Source organism: Halanaerobaculum tunisiense (assembly GCF_054657635.1).
The window spans coordinates 1-25,266 of sequence record NZ_BAAHYI010000014.1 but is presented as its reverse complement, the minus strand read 5'-3'; the positions used below and the strand labels follow the sequence as shown (position 1 = coordinate 25,266).

23 protein-coding genes are annotated in these 25,266 nt (G+C 35.8%); 1 reads left to right on the top strand and 22 read right to left on the bottom strand.

Annotated elements, in window-relative coordinates:
* Nucleotide 1: 1 nt before the first annotated feature.
* From ACYQ3D_RS11110 to ACYQ3D_RS11040, 15 genes are all read right to left on the bottom strand, one after another.
* Nucleotides 2-1,606, bottom strand: a complete 1,605-nt coding sequence (locus ACYQ3D_RS11110; protein WP_459838439.1) for a putative polysaccharide biosynthesis protein — start codon at nt 1,604-1,606, stop codon at nt 2-4.
* 143 nt (nt 1,607-1,749) lie between these two features.
* Entirely contained in the window at nt 1,750-2,301 is a 552-nt protein-coding gene (spoVT, locus tag ACYQ3D_RS11105; protein WP_459838438.1) for a stage V sporulation protein T, read from the bottom strand.
* Nucleotides 2,302-2,421: 120 nt separating this feature from the next.
* Nucleotides 2,422-5,898, bottom strand: a complete 3,477-nt coding sequence (mfd, locus tag ACYQ3D_RS11100) for a transcription-repair coupling factor (protein ID WP_459838437.1) — start codon at nt 5,896-5,898, stop codon at nt 2,422-2,424.
* A gap of 69 nt (nt 5,899-5,967) precedes the next feature.
* Nucleotides 5,968-6,189 carry an anti-sigma-F factor Fin gene (locus ACYQ3D_RS11095; RefSeq protein WP_459838436.1) on the bottom strand — a complete coding sequence of 74 codons (222 nt, stop codon included), beginning with the start codon at nt 6,187-6,189 and terminating at the stop codon, nt 5,968-5,970.
* 147 nt (nt 6,190-6,336) lie between these two features.
* On the bottom strand, nt 6,337-6,894 hold the full coding sequence (pth, locus tag ACYQ3D_RS11090) for an aminoacyl-tRNA hydrolase (RefSeq protein WP_459838435.1): 558 nt from the start codon (nt 6,892-6,894) through the stop codon (nt 6,337-6,339).
* A 64-nt stretch (nt 6,895-6,958) separates the two neighbouring features.
* The gene (locus ACYQ3D_RS11085; protein WP_459838433.1) at nt 6,959-7,618 is read right to left on the bottom strand and encodes a 50S ribosomal protein L25; all 660 of its coding nucleotides are present in this window, start codon (nt 7,616-7,618) and stop codon (nt 6,959-6,961) included.
* A 62-nt stretch (nt 7,619-7,680) separates the two neighbouring features.
* Nucleotides 7,681-8,631, bottom strand: a complete 951-nt coding sequence (locus ACYQ3D_RS11080; RefSeq protein WP_459838432.1) for a ribose-phosphate diphosphokinase — start codon at nt 8,629-8,631, stop codon at nt 7,681-7,683.
* A 39-nt stretch (nt 8,632-8,670) separates the two neighbouring features.
* Nucleotides 8,671-10,020: a bifunctional UDP-N-acetylglucosamine diphosphorylase/glucosamine-1-phosphate N-acetyltransferase GlmU gene (glmU, locus tag ACYQ3D_RS11075; RefSeq protein WP_459838431.1), complete on the bottom strand. Its 1,350-nt coding sequence runs from the start codon at nt 10,018-10,020 to the stop codon at nt 8,671-8,673.
* Nucleotides 10,020-10,874, bottom strand: coding sequence for a hypothetical protein (locus ACYQ3D_RS11070; RefSeq protein ID WP_459838430.1), 855 nt, complete (start codon nt 10,872-10,874; stop codon nt 10,020-10,022). The genes glmU and ACYQ3D_RS11070 overlap by 1 nt, the downstream gene beginning before the upstream one ends.
* Nucleotides 10,875-11,156: 282 nt before the next feature.
* Nucleotides 11,157-11,564, bottom strand: a complete 408-nt coding sequence (locus ACYQ3D_RS11065; RefSeq protein ID WP_459838429.1) for a MerR family transcriptional regulator — start codon at nt 11,562-11,564, stop codon at nt 11,157-11,159.
* Nucleotides 11,565-11,581: 17 nt separating this feature from the next.
* Nucleotides 11,582-12,406, bottom strand: coding sequence for a pur operon repressor (gene purR, locus ACYQ3D_RS11060; protein WP_459838428.1), 825 nt, complete (start codon nt 12,404-12,406; stop codon nt 11,582-11,584).
* A 111-nt stretch (nt 12,407-12,517) separates the two neighbouring features.
* Nucleotides 12,518-13,267, bottom strand: a complete 750-nt coding sequence (locus ACYQ3D_RS11055; protein ID WP_459838427.1) for a nucleotidyltransferase family protein — start codon at nt 13,265-13,267, stop codon at nt 12,518-12,520.
* A gap of 25 nt (nt 13,268-13,292) precedes the next feature.
* Nucleotides 13,293-14,162: a 4-(cytidine 5'-diphospho)-2-C-methyl-D-erythritol kinase gene (gene ispE / locus ACYQ3D_RS11050; protein ID WP_459838426.1), complete on the bottom strand. Its 870-nt coding sequence runs from the start codon at nt 14,160-14,162 to the stop codon at nt 13,293-13,295.
* 102 nt (nt 14,163-14,264) lie between these two features.
* Complete coding sequence (cphA, locus tag ACYQ3D_RS11045) at nt 14,265-16,886, bottom strand: cyanophycin synthetase (RefSeq protein ID WP_459838425.1); 2,622 nt, start codon at nt 16,884-16,886, stop codon at nt 14,265-14,267.
* Between the two features lie 53 nt (nt 16,887-16,939).
* Entirely contained in the window at nt 16,940-17,737 is a 798-nt protein-coding gene (locus tag ACYQ3D_RS11040; protein WP_459838424.1) for a cyanophycinase, read from the bottom strand.
* A 160-nt stretch (nt 17,738-17,897) separates the two neighbouring features.
* Between ACYQ3D_RS11040 and ACYQ3D_RS11035 the strand changes: the two genes are divergently transcribed.
* The gene (locus ACYQ3D_RS11035) at nt 17,898-19,538 is read left to right on the top strand and encodes a ribonuclease J (RefSeq protein ID WP_459838423.1); all 1,641 of its coding nucleotides are present in this window, start codon (nt 17,898-17,900) and stop codon (nt 19,536-19,538) included.
* A gap of 47 nt (nt 19,539-19,585) precedes the next feature.
* Here the strand turns inward: ACYQ3D_RS11035 and ACYQ3D_RS11030 are convergent, their stop codons facing one another.
* From ACYQ3D_RS11030 to ACYQ3D_RS11000, 7 genes are all read right to left on the bottom strand, one after another.
* On the bottom strand, nt 19,586-21,208 hold the full coding sequence (locus ACYQ3D_RS11030) for a DUF3794 and LysM peptidoglycan-binding domain-containing protein (RefSeq protein WP_459838422.1): 1,623 nt from the start codon (nt 21,206-21,208) through the stop codon (nt 19,586-19,588).
* Nucleotides 21,209-21,316: 108 nt separating this feature from the next.
* Nucleotides 21,317-21,715 carry a hypothetical protein gene (locus ACYQ3D_RS11025; protein WP_459838421.1) on the bottom strand — a complete coding sequence of 133 codons (399 nt, stop codon included), beginning with the start codon at nt 21,713-21,715 and terminating at the stop codon, nt 21,317-21,319.
* Nucleotides 21,716-21,799: 84 nt separating this feature from the next.
* The gene (locus ACYQ3D_RS11020) at nt 21,800-22,543 is read right to left on the bottom strand and encodes a hypothetical protein (protein WP_459838420.1); all 744 of its coding nucleotides are present in this window, start codon (nt 22,541-22,543) and stop codon (nt 21,800-21,802) included.
* Between the two features lie 89 nt (nt 22,544-22,632).
* Nucleotides 22,633-22,923 (bottom strand): hypothetical protein, encoded by a 291-nt coding sequence (locus ACYQ3D_RS11015; RefSeq protein ID WP_459838419.1) that lies wholly within the window; start codon nt 22,921-22,923, stop codon nt 22,633-22,635.
* A gap of 259 nt (nt 22,924-23,182) precedes the next feature.
* Nucleotides 23,183-23,485 carry a hypothetical protein gene (locus tag ACYQ3D_RS11010; RefSeq protein WP_459838418.1) on the bottom strand — a complete coding sequence of 101 codons (303 nt, stop codon included), beginning with the start codon at nt 23,483-23,485 and terminating at the stop codon, nt 23,183-23,185.
* A gap of 85 nt (nt 23,486-23,570) precedes the next feature.
* The gene (locus tag ACYQ3D_RS11005) at nt 23,571-24,482 is read right to left on the bottom strand and encodes a hypothetical protein (protein ID WP_459838417.1); all 912 of its coding nucleotides are present in this window, start codon (nt 24,480-24,482) and stop codon (nt 23,571-23,573) included.
* 120 nt (nt 24,483-24,602) lie between these two features.
* The coding region (locus ACYQ3D_RS11000; protein WP_459838416.1) for a hypothetical protein at nt 24,603-25,266 on the bottom strand (664 nt) is incomplete at its 5' end.

The following is a 25,266-nucleotide window of genomic DNA, read 5'->3' as shown; positions in this document are numbered from 1 at the left end:
TTTATCCCCTCACTATACCTAATTTATCCAGTATCATGGCTAATTTACTACCTATTTTAGGTATTAATTCTAAATCTTCTTTGGTAAGAGCACCAATTAATAGCAATACTAATCCATAACTAATGATTCCAGCTACTACAGCAGTTAAGGTAACAACTGCTTGAATATTAACTACCTGTCCTAAGTAATTATAAGTAGTATACACAATCACGGACATAATAGCTCCTCCAGATAAAGGCTGAACAAGCAAACTATGATAATCAAAATCAGGAGCTGCAATTCTAAAAACAGCTATAATATTTAAAGTAGCAGCTACTGTAAAACCAGTTACCGTTCCCAAAGCCGCCCCTCTGATTCCTAATTCTGGTTGAGAAGTTAAAAAGTAATTCAAAGCTGCATTAACTACTACCCCTAAAAAAAGATTTCGGGCTGGTAATTTAGGTCTATTAAAGCCTTGTAAAATACTAGAAGTCATCTGTTGTAGACTAACAGCTACTACTCCTAAAGCTACATACCGTAGAGCAACTGCAGCATCAGGGGTAGCAAAAACTAAACTACAAAGTGGTCTAGCTAAAATAAACAACCCTAAAGAAGCAGGAATTGACAAATATAAGGTTAATTTAAAGGCTTTATTAATTCTACTCTCTACTAACTTGTCCTGCTCTAAGGTAGCAGCTTCAGAAATAGCTGGCACTAGATTAACTGCCAATGAAGTGGCAACTACTGTAGGAAATCTAACTAAAGTCATTGCCATGCCATTAAATTGACCATATAATCTTGTGGCTTGTTCTAAATTAAAACCAGCTACTTCTAACCGTCTAGTAATCATTGAAGCATCTACCAACCTCATCAGAGGAAGAATTAAACCTCCAATAGTTACTGGAATAGCTAAGGAGGAAATCCGCTGTAAGACATCTCTAAATTTAGGCAACTTAGCAGGCTTGTCTAAATCGTCTACATTATTTTTTTGCCTATAACGGTAATAAATAATCAACACAACTACCAAACCAGCAAGTGCCCCAAAAAAAGCTCCAGAAGCAGCACCAGCTGCTCCAAATTCTAATCCATAAGGAGCTAGTAAATAAGCCAATAAAATCATTGTAGTCATCCTGACTAATTGTTCGCCCACCTGCGAAATACCAGTAGGTTTCATCCGCCTTAAACCTTGAAAATAACCACGATAAGTAGCCATAATAGAAACAACAAAAATAGCCGGAGCAATCGCTAAAATTGAATAATAAACTTTAATATCATCTAATAAATAACGCGCAATAGGCTTAGCCAATAGTGCTACTACACAAGATGCTACTAATCCAAATAAAAAACTAATCTTAAGAGCTGTTTTAAATATATAATTAGCTATGTAGTCTTCTCCTTCTGCTTTCTTCTCCGAAACTAACTTCGAGATTGCCACTGGAAGGCCTACAATAGAAACAGTTAAAATTAAAGTATACACTGGATAAGCTTTTTCGTAAATTCCTAAACCTACTCCCCCAATCATCCGAGCCAAGAAAGCTTTATAAATAAACCCTAGGAATTTACTAATAAAAGCAGCAGCTGCTAAAATTACTGTACCCTGTAGTAATGAATTCTTTTCTTCTTCCAATCAGAATCTGCCTCCTTTAAACACACCAACTCTCCTTATTAATATATCAAAAATTAAAGCATTTTACTAGCTAGTTTTTTAGATTAACTAGTATATTCATCTACTAAAAAAACAAAAGGTGAGCTACACAGCCCACCTGTATCTTAATTTTGCATCTGCTTAGCTAAAAAGCCAGCAGCAGTATCAGCTAATTTGATTTCTAAATCCCCCATAGTAGTTCCACTTTCTTGTGAGGCCAAAGCAACTATTCCAATTGATTCCTCTTGGGAAATAATTGGGACTAATATTTGCGCAGTAAAACTAGCATCTTCATCATAAATCCCACCACAAAAGATTTCATCAGTCTCTTCATTAATCACTTTAATCTCTTGTTGGTCCATAGTCTCAATTGCTAAATCACTAGCTGGCTTATCAATATACTTATTTTTTGTAGTACCTGCTACTGCCACAACAGCATCTCTATCCAAAACACAAGCAATATGACCAGTTACTTCAGCAAGTGAATCCACATATTCTTGAGCAAATTCTCCTAATTCACCAATTGGAGAATACTTCTTTAAGATAACCTCTCCATCACGGTCAACAAAAATCTCTAATGGTTCACCTTCTCTAATTCTCATTGTTCGTCTGATTTCTTTAGGAATTACTACTCTACCTAAATCATCTATTCTTCTGACAATACCTGTTGCTTTCATCAGGTTAACCTCCTTAACAAAATTATTTAACTCTAATTCCCATCTGTTTCATTATTAGTATATAATTAGAATTATTTTTTTATTCTTTAAGTTAAAAATTAACTATTAAAAATTAGGAGGTTAATTTAACTCCTGTAAAATACCTTCTAGTTTATCTAACTTCTGATCGTCCGCCCAACCATCTACTTTTAGCTGTAACTGCGGTTGTTGACTAGCTACTACCTTTAAGTTAGCAAACTGACGACCTAGCTGCAAAAACTCTTCGCCTGTTACTTCTGCTGCAGAAGCAAAAGTAATTGTTACCCTACCCTGTTGTTCAGATATCTCTTCTACTAATAACTCCCTGCCAAGCACCCTAAGTTGGCCAATCTGTAATAATCTTTGTGTTACCACAGGCAATTCTCCAAATCTATCCTGTAGCTCAACCTCTAATTCTTCTCTCTGATCTCTACTAGCAAGTGCTTTAATTCTCTTATAAACTTCAATCTTTTGTTGGGAATCAGCAATATAATCTTCAGGTAGATATGCATCTACTTGAAGCTCAATTTTTACTTCCCATTTTTCTTCTTCTTCATTCTGGAGCCTTTTAATAGCCGTTTCTAATAATTTACAGTACAAAGAAAAACCAACTGCTTCTATATGTCCGTGTTGTTCAGGTCCTAATATATTACCAGCACCTCTAATCTCTAAATCACGCATAGCTATTTTAAAGCCCGAACCTAAACTGGTAAATTCTTTGATTGCTTTTAAACGCTTCTCTGCTATCTCCGATAAAATCTGTCCTTCATTATATAATAAATAAGCATAAGCAATCCGGTTACTTCTTCCGACTCGACCACGCAACTGATATAATTGGGATAAGCCCATTTTATCCGCTTGATTAATAATAATTGTATTTACATTCGGAATATCCATTCCTGTCTCAATAATTGTAGTACAGACTAGTATATCATAATCCCCAGCTAAAAAATCTAACATTAATTTTTCTAATTGGGCTTCATTCATCTGCCCATGGGCTATTGCTACTTCAGCCTGAGGCACTAACTGTTGGATTTGGGCTGCTACTTGTTTAATATTTTTAACTCGATTATGAACCACATAGGCTTGACCAGAACGATTTAATTCTCTAGTTAAGGCTTCTTTGACTAATTGATCATTATATTCACCTACATAGGTTCTAATGGGGTACCTATTTTTAGGAGCTGTCTCAATAACACTAATATCTCTAATTCCCACTAAAGACATATGTAAGGTTCTAGGGATAGGAGTAGCTGTTAAGGTTAGGATATCTATATTTTCCTTGATTTGTTTTAGTCTTTCCTTTTGTTTGACTCCAAATCTCTGTTCTTCATCTACTACAACTAATCCTAAATCTTTAAACTCAATATCCTGGGATAATAACCTATGGGTACCAATCACTACCTCTATTTTTCCAGCTTTTAAACCTTCTCTAATCTCCTGTTGTTCTTTAGCAGTTCTAAATCTACTTAACATTGCTACATTAATAGGATATTCTGCAAAACGATCTGTTAAATTACTCCAATGTTGTTGAGCTAAAATAGTAGTAGGCACTAAAAAGGCAACTTGTTTCCCATCCATAACTGCTTTAAAGATAGCTCTAATAGCTACTTCAGTCTTACCATAACCAACATCACCACACAATAATCTGTCCATTGGTTGTGGAGACTCCATATCCTTCTTAACTTCCTCAATAGCCTGTAGTTGATCTGGAGTTTCTTGGTAGGGAAAATCAGCCTCAAATTTCTGTTGCCAGTCTGTATCGGCACTAAAAGCATATCCCTTTGCTACTTCCCGTTTAGCATACAGTTCTAATAATTCCTCTGCCATCTCCTCTACTGATTCCTTGACTCTAGCTTTAGCTTGGGCCCAGTTATCACTATCTAACTTATGTAATTTAGGTGCCTGATCATCCATTCCAACATACTTTTGAATCAGATCAACTTGTTCTGTAGGAACATATAATTTATCATCGCCTGCATATTTAATTAATAAATAATCCTCACTACTACCTTGCACTTCTAAAGTTTTAATCCCTAAATACTTACCAATTCCATGGTTTTCATGAACAACATAATCCCCTTCAGTAAGCTCAGTAAAAGAAGAAATCTTACTTCCCTGATCAAACTTCTTAATTCTTTTCCGTTGTCTTTTAGTTTCTTTAAACAATTCACTAGTTGTATAAAATACAAATTTGGCCTCAGGAAAGATAAATCCTTTCTGTAAGTTACTGACAATTAAGATGATACTTTTAGATTTTATTTGATCAGTGATCTCTTCTACCAAAACTGCTGGCAAATTATCTTCTTGCAATCTGTGGTGGAATCTTTTAGCCTGCTTAAAATTGGACAATCCAATTACAATCCGATAATCTTGGTCTAAATAATCTCGTAGCTGTTTAATTAATAAATCCAGTTGCCCGTGTAGCGCTTCTAAATTTTGAGCAGTATAATTAATACTGAACTGAGAAGTGATTTCTTCTAATCTTTTTTTAGTTGGAGATAAATAAATCCCCTGTCGATTAGCAGTCAACAATAGCTGGTTAAAATCCAAAAAGCAATCCTGATAACTAGGTAATACCTTACCTTGCTTTAATAAAGAACTATATCGATCCTGAATAGTAGTCAAAAATTTAGTAGCTCGTTGTTTAATCTGTAACCAATTGTCAAATAGAAGTGTATTATCTATATAATCCAACAAACTAGCCTGTTGATAAAAATAAGGGAGATACTGTCTTAACTCTGTAAAATCAATCCTTTCTTCTAACCATTCTACATCCTGTTCAACCTTATTAGCAAGTTTCTCCTTAGCCTCCCCTGTTAACTTCTCTAACCGCTGTTGGAGATCAGACTGTATCCTAGCTAGCTTATCTTCTCTAGCAGTAGGTAATAAAAATTCAGTTGCTGGTGGAATAATAACCTGTTCTAATTGTGATATAGAACGTTGGTCAGCTACTGCAAACTGTCGAATAGATTCTACTTGCTCCCCAAATAATTCTATCCGTATTGGTTGAGTAGTGGTATAGGGGAAAACATCAATTATTCCTCCGCGAATACTAAACTCGCCTCGCTCTTGCACTTGCCCAACTCGTTGGTAACCAACTTCTACTAATTGAGTCTTGAATTTATCAGCAGAGATTTCAGATCCTACAGTGATTTCTAATAATTTATCCTTATATACTTGGGAAGGAATAGTACCTTCTAATAAAGATTGAATAGGAGCAATAATCAATCTACTTTCCTTAGCTATAGCTTCTTGTAACACAGTCAATCTTTCTAACTTAATACCCGCTTCAATTTCTAACGGTTCATGAGGTAGAATCTCAATTTGCGGAAATAATAAAACTTGTGACTCACCTAGTAACCTAACTAGGTCTTCATAGAGACTATCTGCCTTTTGTGGATTGGAAGTAACAAGTAAGAGCCCCTTATTTATTTGGGAATAGAAATTAGCCAAAAACAAACTCTTGCCACTACCTTCTAGCCCAATTACTTCCCCACTTGCTCCTGCCTGATATTGTTCTACTAACTTACATAACTTTCCTTCTTCCCGTAAAACTGTTAATAGATTATCTCCCATCCTCACCTACTCCTTTGTAGTCAATAAACTCCCAGCAAAAAAGGCCTCAGATTAACTAAGGCCTCAACCTTAATGTATTTCCATATTAGTAAGTTCTGTCTCGTCAGGATAATCTTGAACACATTCATCACAAGCTACATTAATGTAAGTATTATCCCCTTCTACCTCAATTATATCCTCTCGTTCTTCCTCAGTCAAGATATTAAAACCTAGTAATTCCTCATCAACTTTATCGACCTCTAAATGATCAATAATCTTGTTACACTCAGGACATTTGTAAATTAAATTCAATTATGATCCCTCCTCAGTTAAGTTACTAGAGTCTATAATTCTCTACTCATTTATTATTATTACTGATAATTTATTACATATACAAGTTCAATGAAAAAATTAACAGTTATAAATAAAAAAGTCTGAGTACATACCCAGACTAATAACTTAATTATACTTATTCATAACTAATTGTATATCTTCCTTCTCTAAGTAAAGCTTAATTGCTTTAGTTGCTTGCTCTAGAGCTTGATCAACTGCTGTCCATTCTTCTTTAGTAAACGGATCTAATACGTAATCAACAATTGGCTTAGTTTCTGGTTTACCAATTCCTATTCTCACTCGCGGAAATTCTTTACTCCCTAGACAGGCAAAAATGGATTTTAAACCATTATGTCCTCCATGACCTCCATTAGGCCTGATCCGCAGTTGACCTGGACTAAGATCTAAATCATCATAGACAACTAGTATATCTGCTCTATCAATTTGATAATAATCAGCTAACTTTTCAACTGCTTGCCCACTGCGGTTCATAAAGGTTTGTGGTTTAGCTAAAATAACAGTCTCTCCTTGTACTTTAACCTTGCTGATCATACTATTATGTTCTTCTCTAGACAAAGAAGTATTATATAGTTTAGCTAATCTATCCAACACCATAAAACCAGCGTTGTGACGAGTTGCTTGATACTTCCTACCTGGATTACCTAAACCTGCTACTAATTTCATCTTTATCCCCCCTACTAATAATAAAAGGCGCAATCTAAAAGATTACGCCTTACACTAAAACCAATTATTCTATTTCTTCTTCCTCTAGTTCTTCTTCCTCTTCTTCGTCTTCTTCACCAATAACTTCTGGTTCTTCTAATTCTTCTTCTCCTAGTTCTTCTTCCTCTTCGATATCTAATTCATCAGGAAGAACAACTGTAGCTACTGTTTCACTTGGCTTACTTTCTATCTCAATTCCTTCTGCAACCTCAATATCAGCTACACTTAAAGATTGTCCAATATCCAACTCTGATACATCAACTACAATCTTTTCTGGAATATCAGTAGGTAAGCACTCAATCTCTAGCTTTCTAAGTAGCTGTTCTAATACTCCACCTTCTTGTTGACCACTTGCTGGGCCAGCAAGTTCAACTAATACTTCAACTGTAACAGGCTGATCAAGAGAAATCTGATATAAATCAACGTGTAATAAACTTCCTTTAATTACATCACGCTGTACATCTTTAACCATTACTGGTTGTGTACTACCATCTTCTAAACTTAAATCAATAATTTTATTTCCACCTGTAACTTTATTTACTTTTGTAGCATCTAACGTCAAATTAACTGGATCTCGATCATTGCCATACAATACACCAGGAACAAGACCTTCTTCTCTTAGCCGACGAGAATTACTTGAGCCTGTCTTATCTCTTATCTCAGCGTCTAATTCCAAACGTTCCATCTTCTACCCTCTCCTTTTTCTTTTTTTCACAAACTATATTATAACATCTTTAAATCCAACTATCAACGAAATAAAACACTAACTGATAAATCATCGTAAATTCTTTCAATTGCGCTAGCTACTAATGGTGCTACAGACAAGACTGTTACCTTATCTAATCTTTTAGATTTAGATAAAGGTAGTGTATCAGTTACCACTAATTCACTAATTGGTGCTTCTTCTAATCTATCAACTGCTGGTCCAGAAAATAGTGGATGCGTACAGGTAGCAAATATCTTTTGAGCTCCTTTTTCCTTCAATACTTGAGCAGCATTAGTAATTGTTCCCGCTGTATCAATCATGTCATCAACTAAAATTACATTCTTGCCTTCTACATCTCCGATAATATTCATTACTTCAGATACATTAGCTTCTGGTCTTCGCTTATCAATGATAGCCATTGAAGTATTAAGCCGCTCAGAAAAATTTCTAGCTCGCTTAACTCCACCAATATCTGGAGCTACTACAATTGAATTAGCGAGTTCTTCTTTCTCTTCAAAGTGATCTGCTAAAATAGGAGCACCACGTAGATTATCCACTGGCAAATCAAAGAAACCCTGAATTTGCCGAGCGTGAAGGTCAATAGCTACCACCCGATCTGCTCCTGCTTTAGTAATTAAATTAGCTACTAACTTAGCAGTAATCGGATCCCGCGCTTTAGCCTTTCTATCTTGACGAGCATAACTATAATAAGGCACTATAGCAGTAACTACCTTAGCTGAAGCTCGTTTTACAGCGTCAATCATAATCAACAACTCCATCAAATTTTCATTTACTGGAGGGCAGGTTGGTTGCACAACAAATACATGGTCTCCTCTAACACTTTCATTAATCTCAACTCCAATTTCCCCATCACTAAAACGATTTACTGTAGCTTCAACTAATTCAGTACCTAGATTAGCACATATCTTTTTAGCTAATTGTGTATTTGCATTACCAGCTAATACTTTTAAGTTCATCCCACTTGATGACATTACTATAAACCTCCTAAATTTATTAATCTACCTTTTTAATTATTCAGTCTCTGCTTGTGACTTAGCGGGAACCCCAACTACTGTATCATCTGCTGTAACATCCTTAGTAACTACTGCTCCGGCTCCAATAATAGCTCTATCTCCTATCCTTACAGGAGCTATTAAAGTTGAATCGCTACCTATAAAAGATTGGTCGCCAATTATTGTTCTATGCTTCTCTTCTCCATCATAATTAGCAGTAATGCTACCAGCACCAATATTAGTTTGTTGCCCAATTGTAGCATTGCCAATATAACTTAAATGAGGAACTTTAGCTTGGTCTCCAATCTCTGATTTTTTCACCTCTACAAAATCACCTATCTTTGCCTCACGACCTACTTTAGTTCCTGGTCGCAAATAAGCATAAGGGCCAACTGTTGTATCAGCTCCTATTTGACTCTCAATTATAGTAGAAGATTCCACCTCTACTCCACTACCAATTGTAGAATCAACTAATTTACTCTGCGGCCCGATAATAACTTCCTCACCTAACTTAGTAGTACCTTCTAGGAAGGTACAGGGATAAATAATACTATCCTGACCAATCTCTACCTCACTATCTATATAAGTATTGGCTGGATCGATAATTGTAACACCTTGTTGAAGATGCTGATTACAAATTCTCTCTCTTAAAATAGACTCTGCTTGCGCTAAATGCTGTCTAGTGTTAACTCCTACTGTTTCTTCACTATCAGGAGTTACTACTGCTGTAACTAGTTCTCCTTGCTTAGCCAAAATACCAACTACATCTGTTAAGTAGTATTCTCCCTGAGCATTATCAGAAGTTACATCAGTTAATGTCTCCCATAATAGTTGGCTATCAAAACAACAGATACCAGTATTGATCTCTTGGATCTGAGCTTCACTCTCAGTTGTATCTTCCTCCTCTACAATCTTAACTACCTGATCGGACTGATCACGAATAATCCGGCCGTAACCACTAGGATCTTCTACTTCAGTAGTTAAAACTGTCGCTGCAGCAGCTTCCTCTTGGTGAGTAGCCACTAACTGCTGTAAAGTATCTGGGGTTAATAAAGGAGTATCACCATACATTACTAAAATAGTACCTGCAAAGTCTTGTAAATCATCTTGAGCCTGCATCACTGCATGGCCAGTTCCTAATTGTTCCTCCTGAGTTATAAACTCCAAGTTACCAGCGGTCTCTGCTTGTACTTGGTTAGCTTTATAACCAACAACTACCATATTATGTGCTGGATTCAATTCAGCAGCAGTATCAACTGCATGCTGGACCATACTTTTACCAGCAACTTTATGTAGTACTTTAGGTAACTTAGACTTCATCCTAGTCCCTTTACCAGCCGCCAAAGTAATTACTGCTAACTCCGACATCAATTATCCCCCTTCAATGACAGAGATTGAAAATCAATTAAATTCCATGTCTCTGACTTAACAATCCTATCAATAGCTAACTCAGATTCAATCTCTGGTAATTCACCAGTCATAAAATATTCCCTAGCATAAATAGGATAAATAGCATCTTTAAGGCCATACTTAATAAATAAGTCCAATTCCTGATAAGCATTAAATAAACCAGCTGTATCATCAGTAAAAATTTTCTCGATAATCTGGTCTAAACTAGCCCCACCAATAATATTAGCTACATTACTCTTGCGCACCATCTGTAAGGTATCATCATAATTATATAAGCTAGACAACTTATCATTATAAGCTTTCTCTAAAACAGTAATATCACAATTAAAATTATGCCCTACAAAAATATCAGGTTCTAGATCACTGATTATATCCTGTAATAATTCAATTCCTGTTTTAATATCAACTGCAGGAGCTAAATCTTGGTTAGTAAAAATCAATCCTAATCTCCAGTCTTGTCCATCATAAACAGCATACTGAATTGAATCCAAATTACTCCATAAGTATTCAGTATCAACACACATAATTGTACTAGCCTGAGGATTATTACTTAAGTTAATATCAAATTGAGGATTAGTTAATCGTTGGTAAGTCTTTTCCAACTTATCTAACTGACGTAAAATCTTAGAATCCTGATTTTTTATATTTAGTACTTCAGCTATCTCTGCAAGAGAAGCTGCTTGAAAATCGGACTCAGTAGGAAAAGTTTCTAACATTCTTTTCAATCGCTTACCGCGTCCTAGGATAACAGCTAATTTATGTTCATATAATTCAACATTGTATAAGTCATCAGTATCTAAGTATATTTTCATAATGGCTCCTTCCTTAAGCTCCTAATTTAAACTTAATAGCAAGGAATAACCTCCCCTTGCTTTACAGAGCCAATACCTTCCTTAATAATATTCTTTACAAAAAAATTGCAAATCAAATGTATTATAACAGACAGTCATTAGGAAGTCAAAATTATTGTATCCAAGCCTGAGCCCAATCATACTTATTGATTATAATTAACTTCAGTGACTAGTAACAAACAACCTCATCACTCATTACCCGGCACCGCAAAAAATAAACTCCCACCTTACCTCAGCGGAAGTTTAGTCTTGCTCAGAATCAGCTTCTTTATTTAATACTTCATATAATTGAGCTCGATTTGATACTGGATAAAGAGAAGTTAAGCCCCCTCTTGCACCTTGGTTAAATTTATTTAAGGGTCGCCCATCATAAGCTATTTCTTCTTGTTTCAACTCTTGTTTGGGATCCTGGTCAATAGCATCCAACTTCTTTTTAACTCCAGCTATATTTAATCCTTCCGCCAATAAATCTTTAATTTCTAATAACCGGTCAATATCCTGCTGAGAATAAATCCGTTGGTTACCCTCAGTACGAGCTGGTTTGATTAAATCACATTCTTCATAATAGCGAATCTGTCTACCTGTTAGACCGGTCTTATCTTTAACTACTCCAATCGAATAGATAGGAGTAGTTTGCTCAGTATCCCCCATGATTAATCGCCTCCTTACTACTTTAAGTCTTGGATCCACGGACTAGGTTGCACAACAATCTCATTATCAGCTCTATCTATTTCTTCTAAAACTACTAAAGAAGTATAATCAGCAACTAACTTATCTTCAGGAGTAGCAGTCTCTACTAAGACCCCTAAATCCAATACATCAGCTTTAAACTCAGTCATTAAATCAAGCATTCCTTTAGCAGTTCCACCAGCCTTCATAAAATCATCAATAATTATTACTTGAGATCCTTCTGGTAAAGCCCTACGAGCTAAGGACATTGTTTCTATCTTTTGCGAAGAACCTGTTACATAATTAATACTGACTACTGATCCTTCAGTAACTCTACTATTCCGTCTAATACTAACTAAGGGAGTATTTAAAGCTCGAGCCACCATCAAGGCAATAGGAATTCCTTTTGTCTCCATAGTAATTATATAATCAGCTTCTAAACTAGCAAACTTAGTAGCAAATACTTCTCCGATATCATTCATTAGTTCAGGGTCAAAAATCAAATCAGTCATATATACATAACCACTAGGTAGAATTCTATCAGCATCAGAAAGTTGCTCACAAACATCAGTAACTATTTGTTGGATAGCACTATTTCCTTGACTGGGAATATATCTAACTCCTCCGGCAGCACCAGAAACTGTTTCTACTTGGCCCATTTCTTCTTTACTAAAAACTTCTTTAATAATAGCTAAATCCTCACTAATTGTTGATTTAGCAGCATCAAAACGATCTGTAAATTTATTCAAAGAAATTAACTTATATGGATTATCAACTAATATTTTAGTTACAGCTACAATTCTTTCGCTACGTCTCATCTTCATAGCAGTAGACTGACACTCCTTCCGAATATTCATCTTTAAAAAAACGGTATTCTTTGTTTTATCATATCATTAAATAGTTAGTTTGTAAATCATTAGCTCTTATATAATCTATTAAGTTGTTGCTAGAGTGTAATATCTCTCTTTAATTTGTCTTAACTGCTTAACTTGGTCAATATCACAGCCTACTTCTGGGTAAGATAAAATAATTCCTTTACCTGCCTGACCAAATAAATCAACCACTCTCTGTTCAATACTATCTATAGTTAAAGTGCCAGTCCACAGCTTAAAAATAAACCTAATCCCTAATAAACTTACTAATTTCCATGGTTTTTTTCGCCACTGTAAGACTTTATCTATTTCTGACTCCAAATCCCAAACTAGCTGGCGCTGGAGTAAAACTAAATTACCTCCTGTAAAAGTTCCTTCCTGGAGCTTAAAATAGGTCTTATCAAACTGCGGAAGGAACTCTTCGATAGCTGACCTAGGAATAATAGGATAATAACAACTATAGTTATCAGCTACACAACGAGTTAAGAAGGTGTCAATAGCTTCTGTTGTTAGTAGGGGGATATCAGCAGTTACAAGTAAGGCATAAGGACTATTAGCACTTTGTAAACTATATTTAATATTATCTAATAAAGACCCCTGATCAGGAATTACAATATCCACGCCTTGTTTTTTGAGTTGAGACGGGCCAACTCCTAATACTTTATCTATAATCTGGACCTGGTGGAGAGTATCAATTACATACTTAACCATTGCTTGACCATTCAGGTCAATTAAAGCTTCATAGTCCTGATTACTTACCTGCTGTAGTTGACTATCATTTTTAGCCCCTGCCAAAATAATAGCATCTAACATCTATCCCCCTCCTACTTAAATCTAATTAAATTTCTTCTAGCCCGTGGTTAATTGTTTTAGTCACTAAAACTCTATAATCACTAGCTAACTCAGCTGCTAACCTAGTCTGGATCTGGTCTGCTTGTTGTTTGCTAGTAACCACTCCAAAGATAGTTGGCCCGCTACCAGACATTAAAGCCTTAGCAGTCAACTCCTCTAGTCTCTCCTTTAAAGTAGCTACTTGCGGATATAACTTAAAAGTAGCCTGTTCTAAAACATTACCTAAATTACTGATTACACCTTGAAAATTTTGCTTTGCTAAAGCTTTTCTCACCTTTGTAGTCTGAGGCTGGCTAGTAATCTTATCCACATCCAACTGGTCATAAACTCGGGGAGTAGAAACTTCTAATGGTGGATTAACTACCACTAGATACAACTCCAACTCACAAGGTAATTGTTCTAACTCAGTCCCTACTCCCGTAGCTAACTGACTTCCTCCGCTGATACAAAACGGAACATCTGCTCCTAATTTAGCTCCTCTAGTAGCTAACTCAGACTGGCTAAGCCCTAAATCCCAGAGTCGATTAATAGCTACTAAAGTAGCAGCAGCATTAGTACTTCCTCCTGCTAATCCTGCTGCTATAGGAATTTCTTTATCAATTATAACTTCTAATCCCCCAGCTAAATCAAACTCAGTAAATAACAATTCAGCGGCTTGATAGACTAAATTGCTCTCTCCTGTAGGTAGCTGAGGGTGATCAGCCTTGATCTGAATTCCTTGCTCAATCTGAGTAAATGATAACTGATCAAAGAGATTAATCGTCTGCATGATCATCTCTACTTCATGATAACCATCAGCGCGTTGACCTAAAACATCTAATGTTAAATTCACTTTAGCATATGCTTTAAAATCCACTTCTATTCCCCCTCTAAATTTATAGTATGTATTGTTAATTTAGTTACTGAAGATTAATCTCCTTCCTATTATCTCCAGTCATTTAGCTAATAGGGGACTAGGTTAAGAAATCTTCTCCTCGATATTTGCTTCAGCATCAGCTACTGACTGAGGGTTTTCTGCTAACTCTATAATCTGCTCTAGATTTTTCTCGTAAAAGATGACTACTACATCTCCTGACTTGGCTGCTTGTAATCCTTGTTTAACAGCTACTAATTCTGATAGTTCAACTGTTATTTCTTCTACTTCTGTTGTAGCAACTCCCTCCTGTAATAACTGAGCTACTTCTCCTGCTTCTCGCCCTCTTAAATCAGCATCCTCTTTGATAATCACTTGATCAAAATAATCTCCTGCTACCTCTCCTGTTTGTTTAATTAAGCTATCTTGTCTATCTCCTGGGACACCAATAACTCCAATCAAATCTTCTGTGGCTAATTGTTGGGCAAACTCCAGAGTAGCTTGATAACTAGCTGGGTTATGACCATAATCGATCACAGTAGTAAATTTATCATTAGTGATCACATTCAAACGACCGGGATTATCCTGGATGTTAGCTCCAAACTTCTGTAAAGCAGTCCGGATAATAAAGACTGGAATCCCATAGGCATAACCAGCTGCTATAGCAAACAAAGCATTTTCTAGAATATGGTGGGCTAAACCATTTTGAGCTGCTGGTAATTTATCTATAGCCAGCACTGGCAATTCATCCACTCCATCAAATAAGGTTAAATTCCCTTCTTTAATATAGACGGCAGGTTGGCCCTGAGCCCGATGCTTTTTAATAACTAAATTTTCCTCTGCTCCACAATAGATAATATCTTCAGCATTACTATTCTCTGCTAAAGCTACCACTTGCGGATCTGTAGCATTTAAGATAGCATACCCATTCTCTCTAACTCGTTCTATGACTAAAGATTTAATATCAGCTAGTTCTTCTACTGTATCAACTCCTGACTGACCTAAATGATCAGCTGATATATTAGTGATAATTCCAATGTCACTCCAATCATAACCTAAACCACTACGTAAGATTCCTCCCCGAGCTGTCTCCAATACTGCTGCCTCTACTTCTTGATTTCTTAATACTGTTTGAGCACTTAAAGGACCTGTTGTATCTCCTGTCAAAATAGTCTCGTCTCCTATTTGAATTCCACCTGTTGCTGCTAAGCCTACTTTGATACCTGCTTCCCTAAAAATACTAGTTATCATCCTTGCTGTAGTTGTCTTCCCGTTAGTCCCAGTAACCGAAACAATAGGAATTCTAGCTGGAGCAAGCCAATCAACAATCTTAGCAGCTACATCTCTAGCCTGACCTTGACTAGGATAATGATGCATTCTGATCCCTGGGGCAGCATTAATCTCTATAATAGCCCCTTCTTGGGATAAAGGAGTAGTTATATCAGAAGTAATTACATCAACCCCTGCTATATCTAGTCCTATAGTTTGGGCTGCTCTAACAGCTAATTTCTGATTAGTAGGATGAACTTGGTCAGTACAATCAACAGCAGTGCCCCCAGTGCTTAAATTAGCTGTCTGTTGGAGATAGATCTTTTCTCCTGGCTGAGGTACAGATTCTAAATCATATCCCACAGTAGCTAAATTATCCTTAACTGCCTGATTAATCTCTACTTTAGTAAGTGGCTTCTCGTGGCCTACACCTCGCCTAGAGTCCTGATTTAATTCTGTAATTAGTTTTTTAACTGTCTGAGTGCCATCTCCTACTATATAAGCGGGTACTCTTTTAGCTGCAGCAACCACTTCATCTCCTACTACTAGCAATCGATAATCGCCACCAGTGATACATTCCTCAACTAAGACTTGCGAACTATATTCTTTAGCCCTCTTGATCCCGGTCTTAATCTCTGCTTTAGTAGTTAGATCAATGCTGACTCCTTTTCCTTGGTTCCCATTAACTGGTTTAGTAATCACAGCTCTCCCTAATTGCTTCTGGAAAGTAATTGCTTCCTTTAAGTTATCTACTACTCTTCCTCTCGGGGTAGGCAGTCCCATCTCATATAATAACTTTCTTACTTGTTGTTTATCACAAGAAATATCCACTCCTACACAAGAAGTGGTCTCCCCGATAGTAGCCTCAATTAATCGCCTGTACTTACCATATCCTAGCTGGACTAAGCTATTATCAGTTCCTAATCTATCTACAGGAATATTATCCTCTTTAGCTGCCTCCACTATTGCTGAAGTACTCGGACCTAAAGCACTAGTTATTTCTTTATATTCCAGATCAGCTACTAATTTTTCTCTATCTATTGTACTTCCTGTAGCTAACTTGTCCACTAATTCCACAGCTTGTCTAGCTACCCATAACGCAGTAGCTTTTGTCTCATACTCAAAGATAATTTCATAAACTCCTTCTTGCTCCTTAGAAACAGTCTGCCCGTAATAAACTTCCTGACCTGCTACTACTAATAATTCTAAGGCAACATGTTCAATTACATGTCCTAAATATGTTCCCTCTTGTAGTCGAGTAACAAAGCCTCCTGGCCTCTCTAAAGAACAATGGTGTTCTTCTAAACCAGGTAATACAGTAAGAAGTTGCTGATTAAATTCAGTAAATTCTTTACTTTCTCTACCATTATAATCTTCTAAATCAACTACTAATTTAACTACCGGTTGATAAGTATAAATATTAGGTCCCGTAATTGCTCGTAATTCAAGAATCTCCATTTCTGTCCCTCCCTTACTTAAACCTTCAATTATTTTAACCAGTTTTAAAGTGATTATTCAGGACTAATAATTTCCTTAGTTCGTAAATCGAAGCTATATCCAGTAGATAAAATATGTAATTTAACATTGGTTAAAGTTAAAGCCTCATCAGGGGCCAAATTAGCAATATTAGTCTCTGCAATTTGACTACAATCAGCTACTGTAACTGTTCCGGAACCAATTACTTCACAGATCTCATCTTCTACAATAACTGCTGTATTTTCATCAATTCCTAATCCTAATAAAGCAGGATTTTGGGCCAACCCTGTTAATAACCTTCCTAGTCTCCCTCGTTGGGAAAAATGCTGATCAACAATCACATCATCTATCAGCCCTAACCCCAAAGCTAACCGCAAAGCCTTAGGCTGGGGATTATCATCATTTCGACCGCGAACAATCATTAACCGACTCATTATCGCTGCCCCAGCACTAGTACCAATAATTGTCTTTCCTGCTCTATAACCAGCTCTAATTTCATGACATACTTGACTACCACCTAATAAACTAGTAATTCGTAACTGATTACCACCAGTAAAGAAGATCCCTTGGGCCTCTCTAATAGAAGTTACAAATTCCTCTTCATTAGCCTCACGCCGAGAATTGATATGTAAAACTTCCACTTCAGCTACCCCTAACTCAGTAAACAAGTCATAGTACTCCCAACCTACTTCTGTTGGTTGTTGCGTAGCTGTTGTAATAATCACTAACTTACCAGTTACTAAATCTGCTGCCTGAGTTAAAATCTCGCCAGCAGGGCTTTTCTCTTCTGCCCCACCAATAATCACCAGTTTCCCTGGCTGTGATTGTGCCATATTGATCCTCCTAGCGATTTAATTAAATATTATTGATATTACCTCTAAAAGTCCTATAGTCTATTATTCCTAATTACAAAATAATTATTAATTGCAGGCTGGATAAAAAGAAACTAACCGGCAATAATAATTCTAAAGTAGACAAAATAAGGAGGGTATTATGACTCAAGAAGTATCTATTATCCCGTTAGGTGGTAGAGAAGAAGTAGGTAAGAATCTGATTGTAATTGAGTATAACCAACAATTACTAGTTTTAGATTGTGGCATCAAATTCCCTACAGCTGATATGCCAGGTGTCAATCTAGTAATGCCTAAAATAGATTATCTAATCAAAAACCAAGAGAAAATTAAAGGTTTATTCGTCAGTCACGGTCATGAAGATCATATTGGAGCTATCCCCTTTTTACTATCCCAGATAAATATTCCTATCTATGGTACTCAATTTACCTTAAGCTTGATTAAGAAAAAATTAGCTAATCATAATCTGTTAAGTAAAGCCCAACTCACCGAAATCAAGCCCCGCGAAGAAGTTACTCTAAATCCTTTCCAGATTAAATTTATTCGAGTCAACCACAGTATACCAGGGGCAGTAGCAATAGGAATTGAGACTCCTGCTGGTACTATTTTATATACTGGAGATTTTAAGTTTGATCTGACTCCTATTAAAGGCCAGACTACTGATTTTTACAGTTTAGCTCAACTAGGAGAAGAAGGGGTCTTAGCCCTCTTATCAGATAGCACTAATGCAGAACGAGAAGGAATGTCGACTTCAGAACAAGAAATCTCCTCTAATATCCAACAGGTATTTAAAAATGCGCCCGGAAGAATTATGATTGCTACTTTTTCTTCTCATCTAGATAGGATCCAACAAATAATCAATGCTACCGCTAAGACCAATCGTCAACTAGCTATCTCCGGACGCAGTATGAAAGAAAATACTAGCTTAGCTACTGAATTAGGCTATCTAGATTATTTAGATGATTTATTAATCAGCCCTGAAGAAGCTAAGCAATTAGCCAATGACCAAGTAGTCTATCTGCTGACAGGAAGTCAAGGCGAAACCATGGCTGCTTTAACTAGAATTGCTAGAGGGGAACATAGACAGATTGAAATTCAGCAAGGAGATACAATTCTTTTTTCTGCTACTCCTATTCCTGGTAACGAGTTAGCAGTATCTAATAGTATTAACCAACTCTTAGCTCAAGGAGCTATTATCAAATACGGTGCTGAGTTGAACTTCCATGCTTCTGGCCATGCTGCCCAAGAAGAGTTAAAATTAATGCTTAATCTAACTAAACCTCGCTACTTTATTCCTATCCACGGAGAGTACCGCCATCTTTACCATCATGCTCTATTAGCTAATCAAGTAGGTCTTAATAAAGATGAAATATTCATTGCTAGAAACGGATCTCGTTTAAAATTAAATCCTAAGCAAGGCTACTTTGCTGACTCCGTAACAGCAGGAAAACTATTTGTTGACGGAGCCAACATAGGAGACGTAGACTCTACTATACTACAGGAAAGACAGCAGTTGGCCCAGAATGGTTTACTTATTATAATAGCTACTATTGATCCCAAAACCAATCAGTTAACCTCAGACCCAGAAATAATTTCTCAAGGCTTTATCAACCTAGATAACGTCCCAGACTTAGTTACAGAAATTAAACAGCTTAGCACAAAAAGTCTACAACAAGAACTATCGCGCCAAAAATTAAAAGATACTATCCAAGAGCTTGTCTATAGCAAGACCAATTGCACCCCGCAAATTATACCGATTATTAAGGAGGGGCAACAAGAATAACATAAATAAAAAAAGAAGTAGGATGTATTAACATCCTACTCTTGAGATTAACCCTTTGGTTTATCAATTATTTCTTTAGGAATCATCAACTTCTGTCCTACCTCAATATAACTAGGATCATCAATATTATTGATCCGGACAATAGCATCAACACTAGTATTATATCGTGCTGCTATCTTATATAAGGTGTCTCCTGGTTGCACAACATACACAATTCTAGATGGTCTCTGATCATCAGGTTCATCAACTACTGGTGAAACAGGAATTATATCAGTTATAATACTTAACTCTCTTAAATTAGTTACTCGCACATACTCACTCAAACCAGCAGTTACTTTAATACTTCTATCACCTTGTTTACCAGCTCTAACTCGTTGTAACACTACATCTAAATAACAATACATACCTGCTTTAGCGCCAGCAACACTGACAAAACTAGTAAAACCTTCATCCGCATCTGTTTCAGTAGAATAGACATGATGAACTGAATCATCATCTGCCTGATATAACACTCCACTCTGTAAGGAACCTTCTAATGTTACTCCACCATCTTCTACATCACAACTAATATCAAGTAACTCAGCCTTAGATTCAACAATACTTTGAATAGCAGGCTTTTCCGTGGGCAAATTAAAACTTTGCACTACAGTATCAGATACCTGATTTTCTCCTACAATTTCCTCTACTCTAATTAATTCCTTTTTAAGTTTTACTTGATCACTATCAACACCTACAACCACCATAATTTCTCGCGGCTCAGTCACTTTAACTTGCACACTAACAACTACATCCACATTGACTATATTTGAATTAGAGATACTATAATTCCATCTTTTCAGATCAACATCAACATAAGCTTTCATTCCTTCAGTTACTTCGGGAATATCTACTACTTTAGTAAAGGAAAAAGTTCCTTCTTCAATATAAACTGGTTGATCACCAGCTTCGGTATCTGCTACATACATTACCTTACCTTTAAATTCACCTGTAATCTTGACTGCTCCTCCACCATCTACTATCTCAGATGTTACATTAGTAATTAACCCACCTTCAACCTTTAGCACCCGCGAAATATCATTCTCTAGCTCTAGTGTATTATCCTTAATTACTTGCTGATGTCTATCTTCAGTAATAATATCCTCAATACGCAATAATTCTTTTTCAACTAATTTATCAGGGATGCCAGATACATCAGTAATTACAGTAATAAATTTAGTTTCAGTAGCCTGCACAGTGACAGATAAAACAGCAGTAACTGCTACTGTATCCGCAGGAGGATTTAAATCATAACTAACATCTAAAACTTCTACCTCTACGCTAACATCCATATCAGCTTCTATTTCGGGAATTTCAATAAAAATATCTCCATTAGCCGCTAAATCTAGTGTATCATCAAAGAAGTGAACTGGCTGATTTGCTTCTGCTCCTACATAAACAACCCCCATTTCAATTGCTCCACCAGTTAGCGAAATTCCTCCTTCTTCTACATAAATATCACTATTGTCTCCCATATCATCAATTCTAACTTCGTTAACACCTATTTCTAAAACCCTCTGGATATCTGGCTTTTGGGTAGGTACTTCAAGAGTACCATCTACCGACCGTCTGACAGTTTCTTCTACAACAACATACTCAACTCTTACTTCTTCTTCTTTAAAATTAATCGCCACTTTTTTCCCTCCATTTCTTAATTCAAATTAATATAAGTGGTCTCATTGATAAGTATATGCAATTAAAACTAATCTGTGCATTATTTCTAACTATCAATATTATTAAATCTAGCCAAGATAAATTGCTGGCTGCCAATTAATTGGCTCCCGACCAAGCTCCTGGGAACCTACTTTGATAACCCCTTCCACTGTCCGATCAGTAAATTGCTTATTACTCACTAATTTACTGATATCAAAGTAGACCATTAATTCTTCAGAAGAGGACTCCTTTATTTGATAAGCTTCTACTCCTGATCCAGAAACTTCTTCCCCTTGCCCATTAACACCAAAGAACTTAATATTACCTACTTCAGCTTGATAACCACTAATCTTAACTAATAAATACCCTGGAATCTGTTCTTCACCTGTAGTTAACTGATTAATATTTATTTTAACGTCCAAACTTGCACTTTCTAAGTCCAAATCCTGAACTCCACTTAATTTTTTAGTTGTTTCAAAAACCGACAATTCGATACCTCCTTTACCAGCAAAATTAACTCTTATCCTATTGAACAACATATGTGAATGAATTAATAAATATAACCAACTAATCTAATTGCTAAAGTTGGTTTCATTATTTCTCACAGTAACCATCTGTTGGTTAAACATCTCTTTAGGCGTCGGTAGCTGTAACTTTTCTTTAAATTCACTTGTTTCTTTTTCACTTGCTCCTTCCTTATTTGTTTCCTGGGTAGTATTTTTTGCTTTCTTTTTCTCTGTCTGCTGTTTATCCTGCTGGTTATTATTAATAATCGTAATTGAAGTTATCTTTCCAATAGGGATCTTGGTAAATTGATTACCACTAGTAATCAACACGATAAAGTCATCATGAATCTTACATAAAACGCCTTCGATCTGTTCCCCAGAAACAATTGTTAATTTTACCAAATGATATTTCTTAGCCTGCTTAGTTAATTCATCTTTAAAAGTATAATTAGTACTTTTTTCTACAAATTCTCCTTCTGTCAGTAACTCATTTTTTAAATCTTCTTTGATCTCCTCTCTTAGCTCTTCTTTCGTCTTCCTTTCTTGGTCGAATTTTTCTTCTGTTACTTGTTGTTGATTATCAGATACAACTTTATTAGCAGCTACACTTGTATTTAATTCATCAATAATATTTAATAATTGTCTTGCTTCTTCTTTAGTAATCGTTATAGTATCATCTTCTACTTCAGAAAAATCATTTAATGAAGGAGTAGGAGGATTAACTGGGTTTTGTTCTCCTTGATTTAATAATTCAGTTACAACGTCTATTAAATCATTTAAAAATTGAGTCTGCTGATTATCTCCCTCCATTTCTTCCCCACCTTTCTAGCTTAAAACATTCAATTATCTTATATTAAATCTTAGTCTAATACTCTAGAAAATATGACTATCTTAAGTAACTAATTATTTCCTGTTGTCTTAACCTCTTCCTCCTCTAACACAAAAGCTTTTGCTCCCTCCTCTAATTCTTTAACTTCTATTTCTTGTTCATTAAAAATAACTTTTCCTTGCTCATCAATTATTAAATTTAATTCTTCCCCAATAATCTCTTCTAGTGGTTCTAAATCAGGGACTGAACTACTAGAGGAATCAAAATAAAAGATAACAATATTCTTTTGGGTAACATCTACTTCTGAATCATTTGCCTGGTTGATATCTTTCAGATAATATTCAAACTCATCTTGGTTCATTCTATCCCTCCTCATATATAACTTATGTAAGCCAATGTTATTAAGTTAATATTAATTGGCACTTTCGTGCCACAGCTATCAGCTGTCTGCTGTGTGTCGTGAGCCAAATCAAATTCTTCAATTCAAAACTATAAACCCAGTTCAACCTCTTAAAAGATAGTAATCTTAATGGATTAGATTTTGAATTTAAAGGTTTTGAATTGGCTGATAGCACACAGCACACGACTGACGACTGTGTCACCTATGGTGACACAATATATCAATAATTATTAGCTTGGCTAATAGTATTATCATTAGCACTATAAACATTACTTTCTGGTTGCTTGGTTTTTTGATTACAATTAGATTTTTGACTTATTTGGCCCTCAGAAGATGAATTATATCTATCATAAGGTTGTTTATTATCAGTTCTCTTATTATCAGAATTGCTTTGTGTACTATCAATATTACTAGAAGCTATCACATTATTATTTGGTTGTTCAACATTAATATTACAGTTTTGAGTTTGATTTATATCCCCTCCTACACAATAATCAATAATATTTTTATCATCTCTTTTCATTTCATCTCCCCCCTTTCTTTAATCTGAAATCTAATTATAAGTAAGGAGTTTGGCCTGCCTAAAGCAGACCAAACTCTTTCATTTTCTACTCATCTTGTTCACTATAATTATTATCTTGGCAAACTTCATTTTGACTAGAACCATTAGTTATACAACTTTGTGGTTGCTTACTTTCTTGGTTAGATTGAGCTTCTTGACATGGTTGCTGAGGATTATCATCATTTTCGTCATCATTATCATTATCATCATCTTCATCGTCATCATCACCTACATTAACTACTACTCTACTTATAGCTTGCGGATCAGAATCTACAGATGAATCATTTGAATTTGATAAATCAATATTATTATTTGATTCAGAATTTGCATTGGAATCAGAATCAACATCTCCTTCTAAATTAGTATCTAATTCTGTTTCTCCATCTACATTAGTGTCTAAATCAGCGTCTCCTTCTAAATTAGTATCTAAGTCTGCATCTCCCTCTAAGTCTGTGTCTAAATCGGCGTCTCCTTCTAAACTAGTATCTAAGTCTGCTTCCCCATCTAAGTCTGTGTCTAAATCGGCGTCTCCTTCTAAACTAGTATCTAAGTCTGCTTCCCCATCTAAGTCTGTATCTAAATCGGCGTCTCCTTCTAAATTAGTATCTAAGTCTGCTTCCCCCTCTAAGTCTGTGTCTAAATCGGCGTCCCCTTCTAAACTAGTATCTAAGTCTGCATCTCCCTCTAAGTCTGTGTCTAAATCAGTATCTAACTCTGCATCTGAAGCAGTGTCTGCTTCTACCTCTGAATCAGAACCGGATTCTGCATCTGACTCAGTGTCTGCCTCTACTTCTGAGTCGGACTCTGCTTCTGATTCTGATTCGGAACCAGCTACTCCTACTCCAATTCCTACACCTTTCTTTTCAGAATCGTCTACATTATCATTTTCCTCATCATTCTCACCAACACTATCAGATTGAACTTGACTTTCCTTAACCTGCTCTTCATTTTGCTCCACAGCAAAACCCTCCTTAAATTTTATTTTGTATATATTATTAATTAAACCATTTTTTGTTACAAAAAATAAAAAATCTTTAGCCATAAAAAAATGCCGAATTAAATCCGGCATTAACATTATTTACTCTTCAATAGTAAATGGGATTTGCTTACTAACACCAGTTAGTTTTCTAACATTATTACTTATCCTTTCTCCTTCATGAAAGATTTCCATATTAATTTTATTTTCTCGTATCTTTAACCTGAAGTCACATCGTCCTTCATTTTTAGAATCAATATAAAGCAAGGCTTCACCCTCAATTATAGCTTCTTCTCTTTCTGTATCATACACTACTGAATCCACTTTCCCTGATCCCGAAGGCAATACTGATAAAGCTATACTTCCCTCACCTATTCGATTAGTATGAAAATACTGAATTAAGTTATCTTGAGATGTAATATCACGATGAACTTTAATTGCTAGTTCAGTTATATCTACCTTATCTACAGCAACTTGAGAATTTTTCCCTTTTAAATTAATCCGCATTCTTCTTCCGTAACCATAAACTTTACAATTCTTTCTTTCTATAGCCCAGTCATCTTTTCTATCACATTCGTCTTCTTCCCAGTCATCTCTTCTACCGCATTCATCTTCTTCACAATCATCTCTTCTACTGCATTCATCTTCTTCACAATCATCTCTTCTACTGCATTCATCTTCTTCACAATCATCTCTTCTACTGCATTCATCTTCTTCACAATCATCTCTTCTACCGCATTCATCTTCTTCACAATCATCTCTTCTA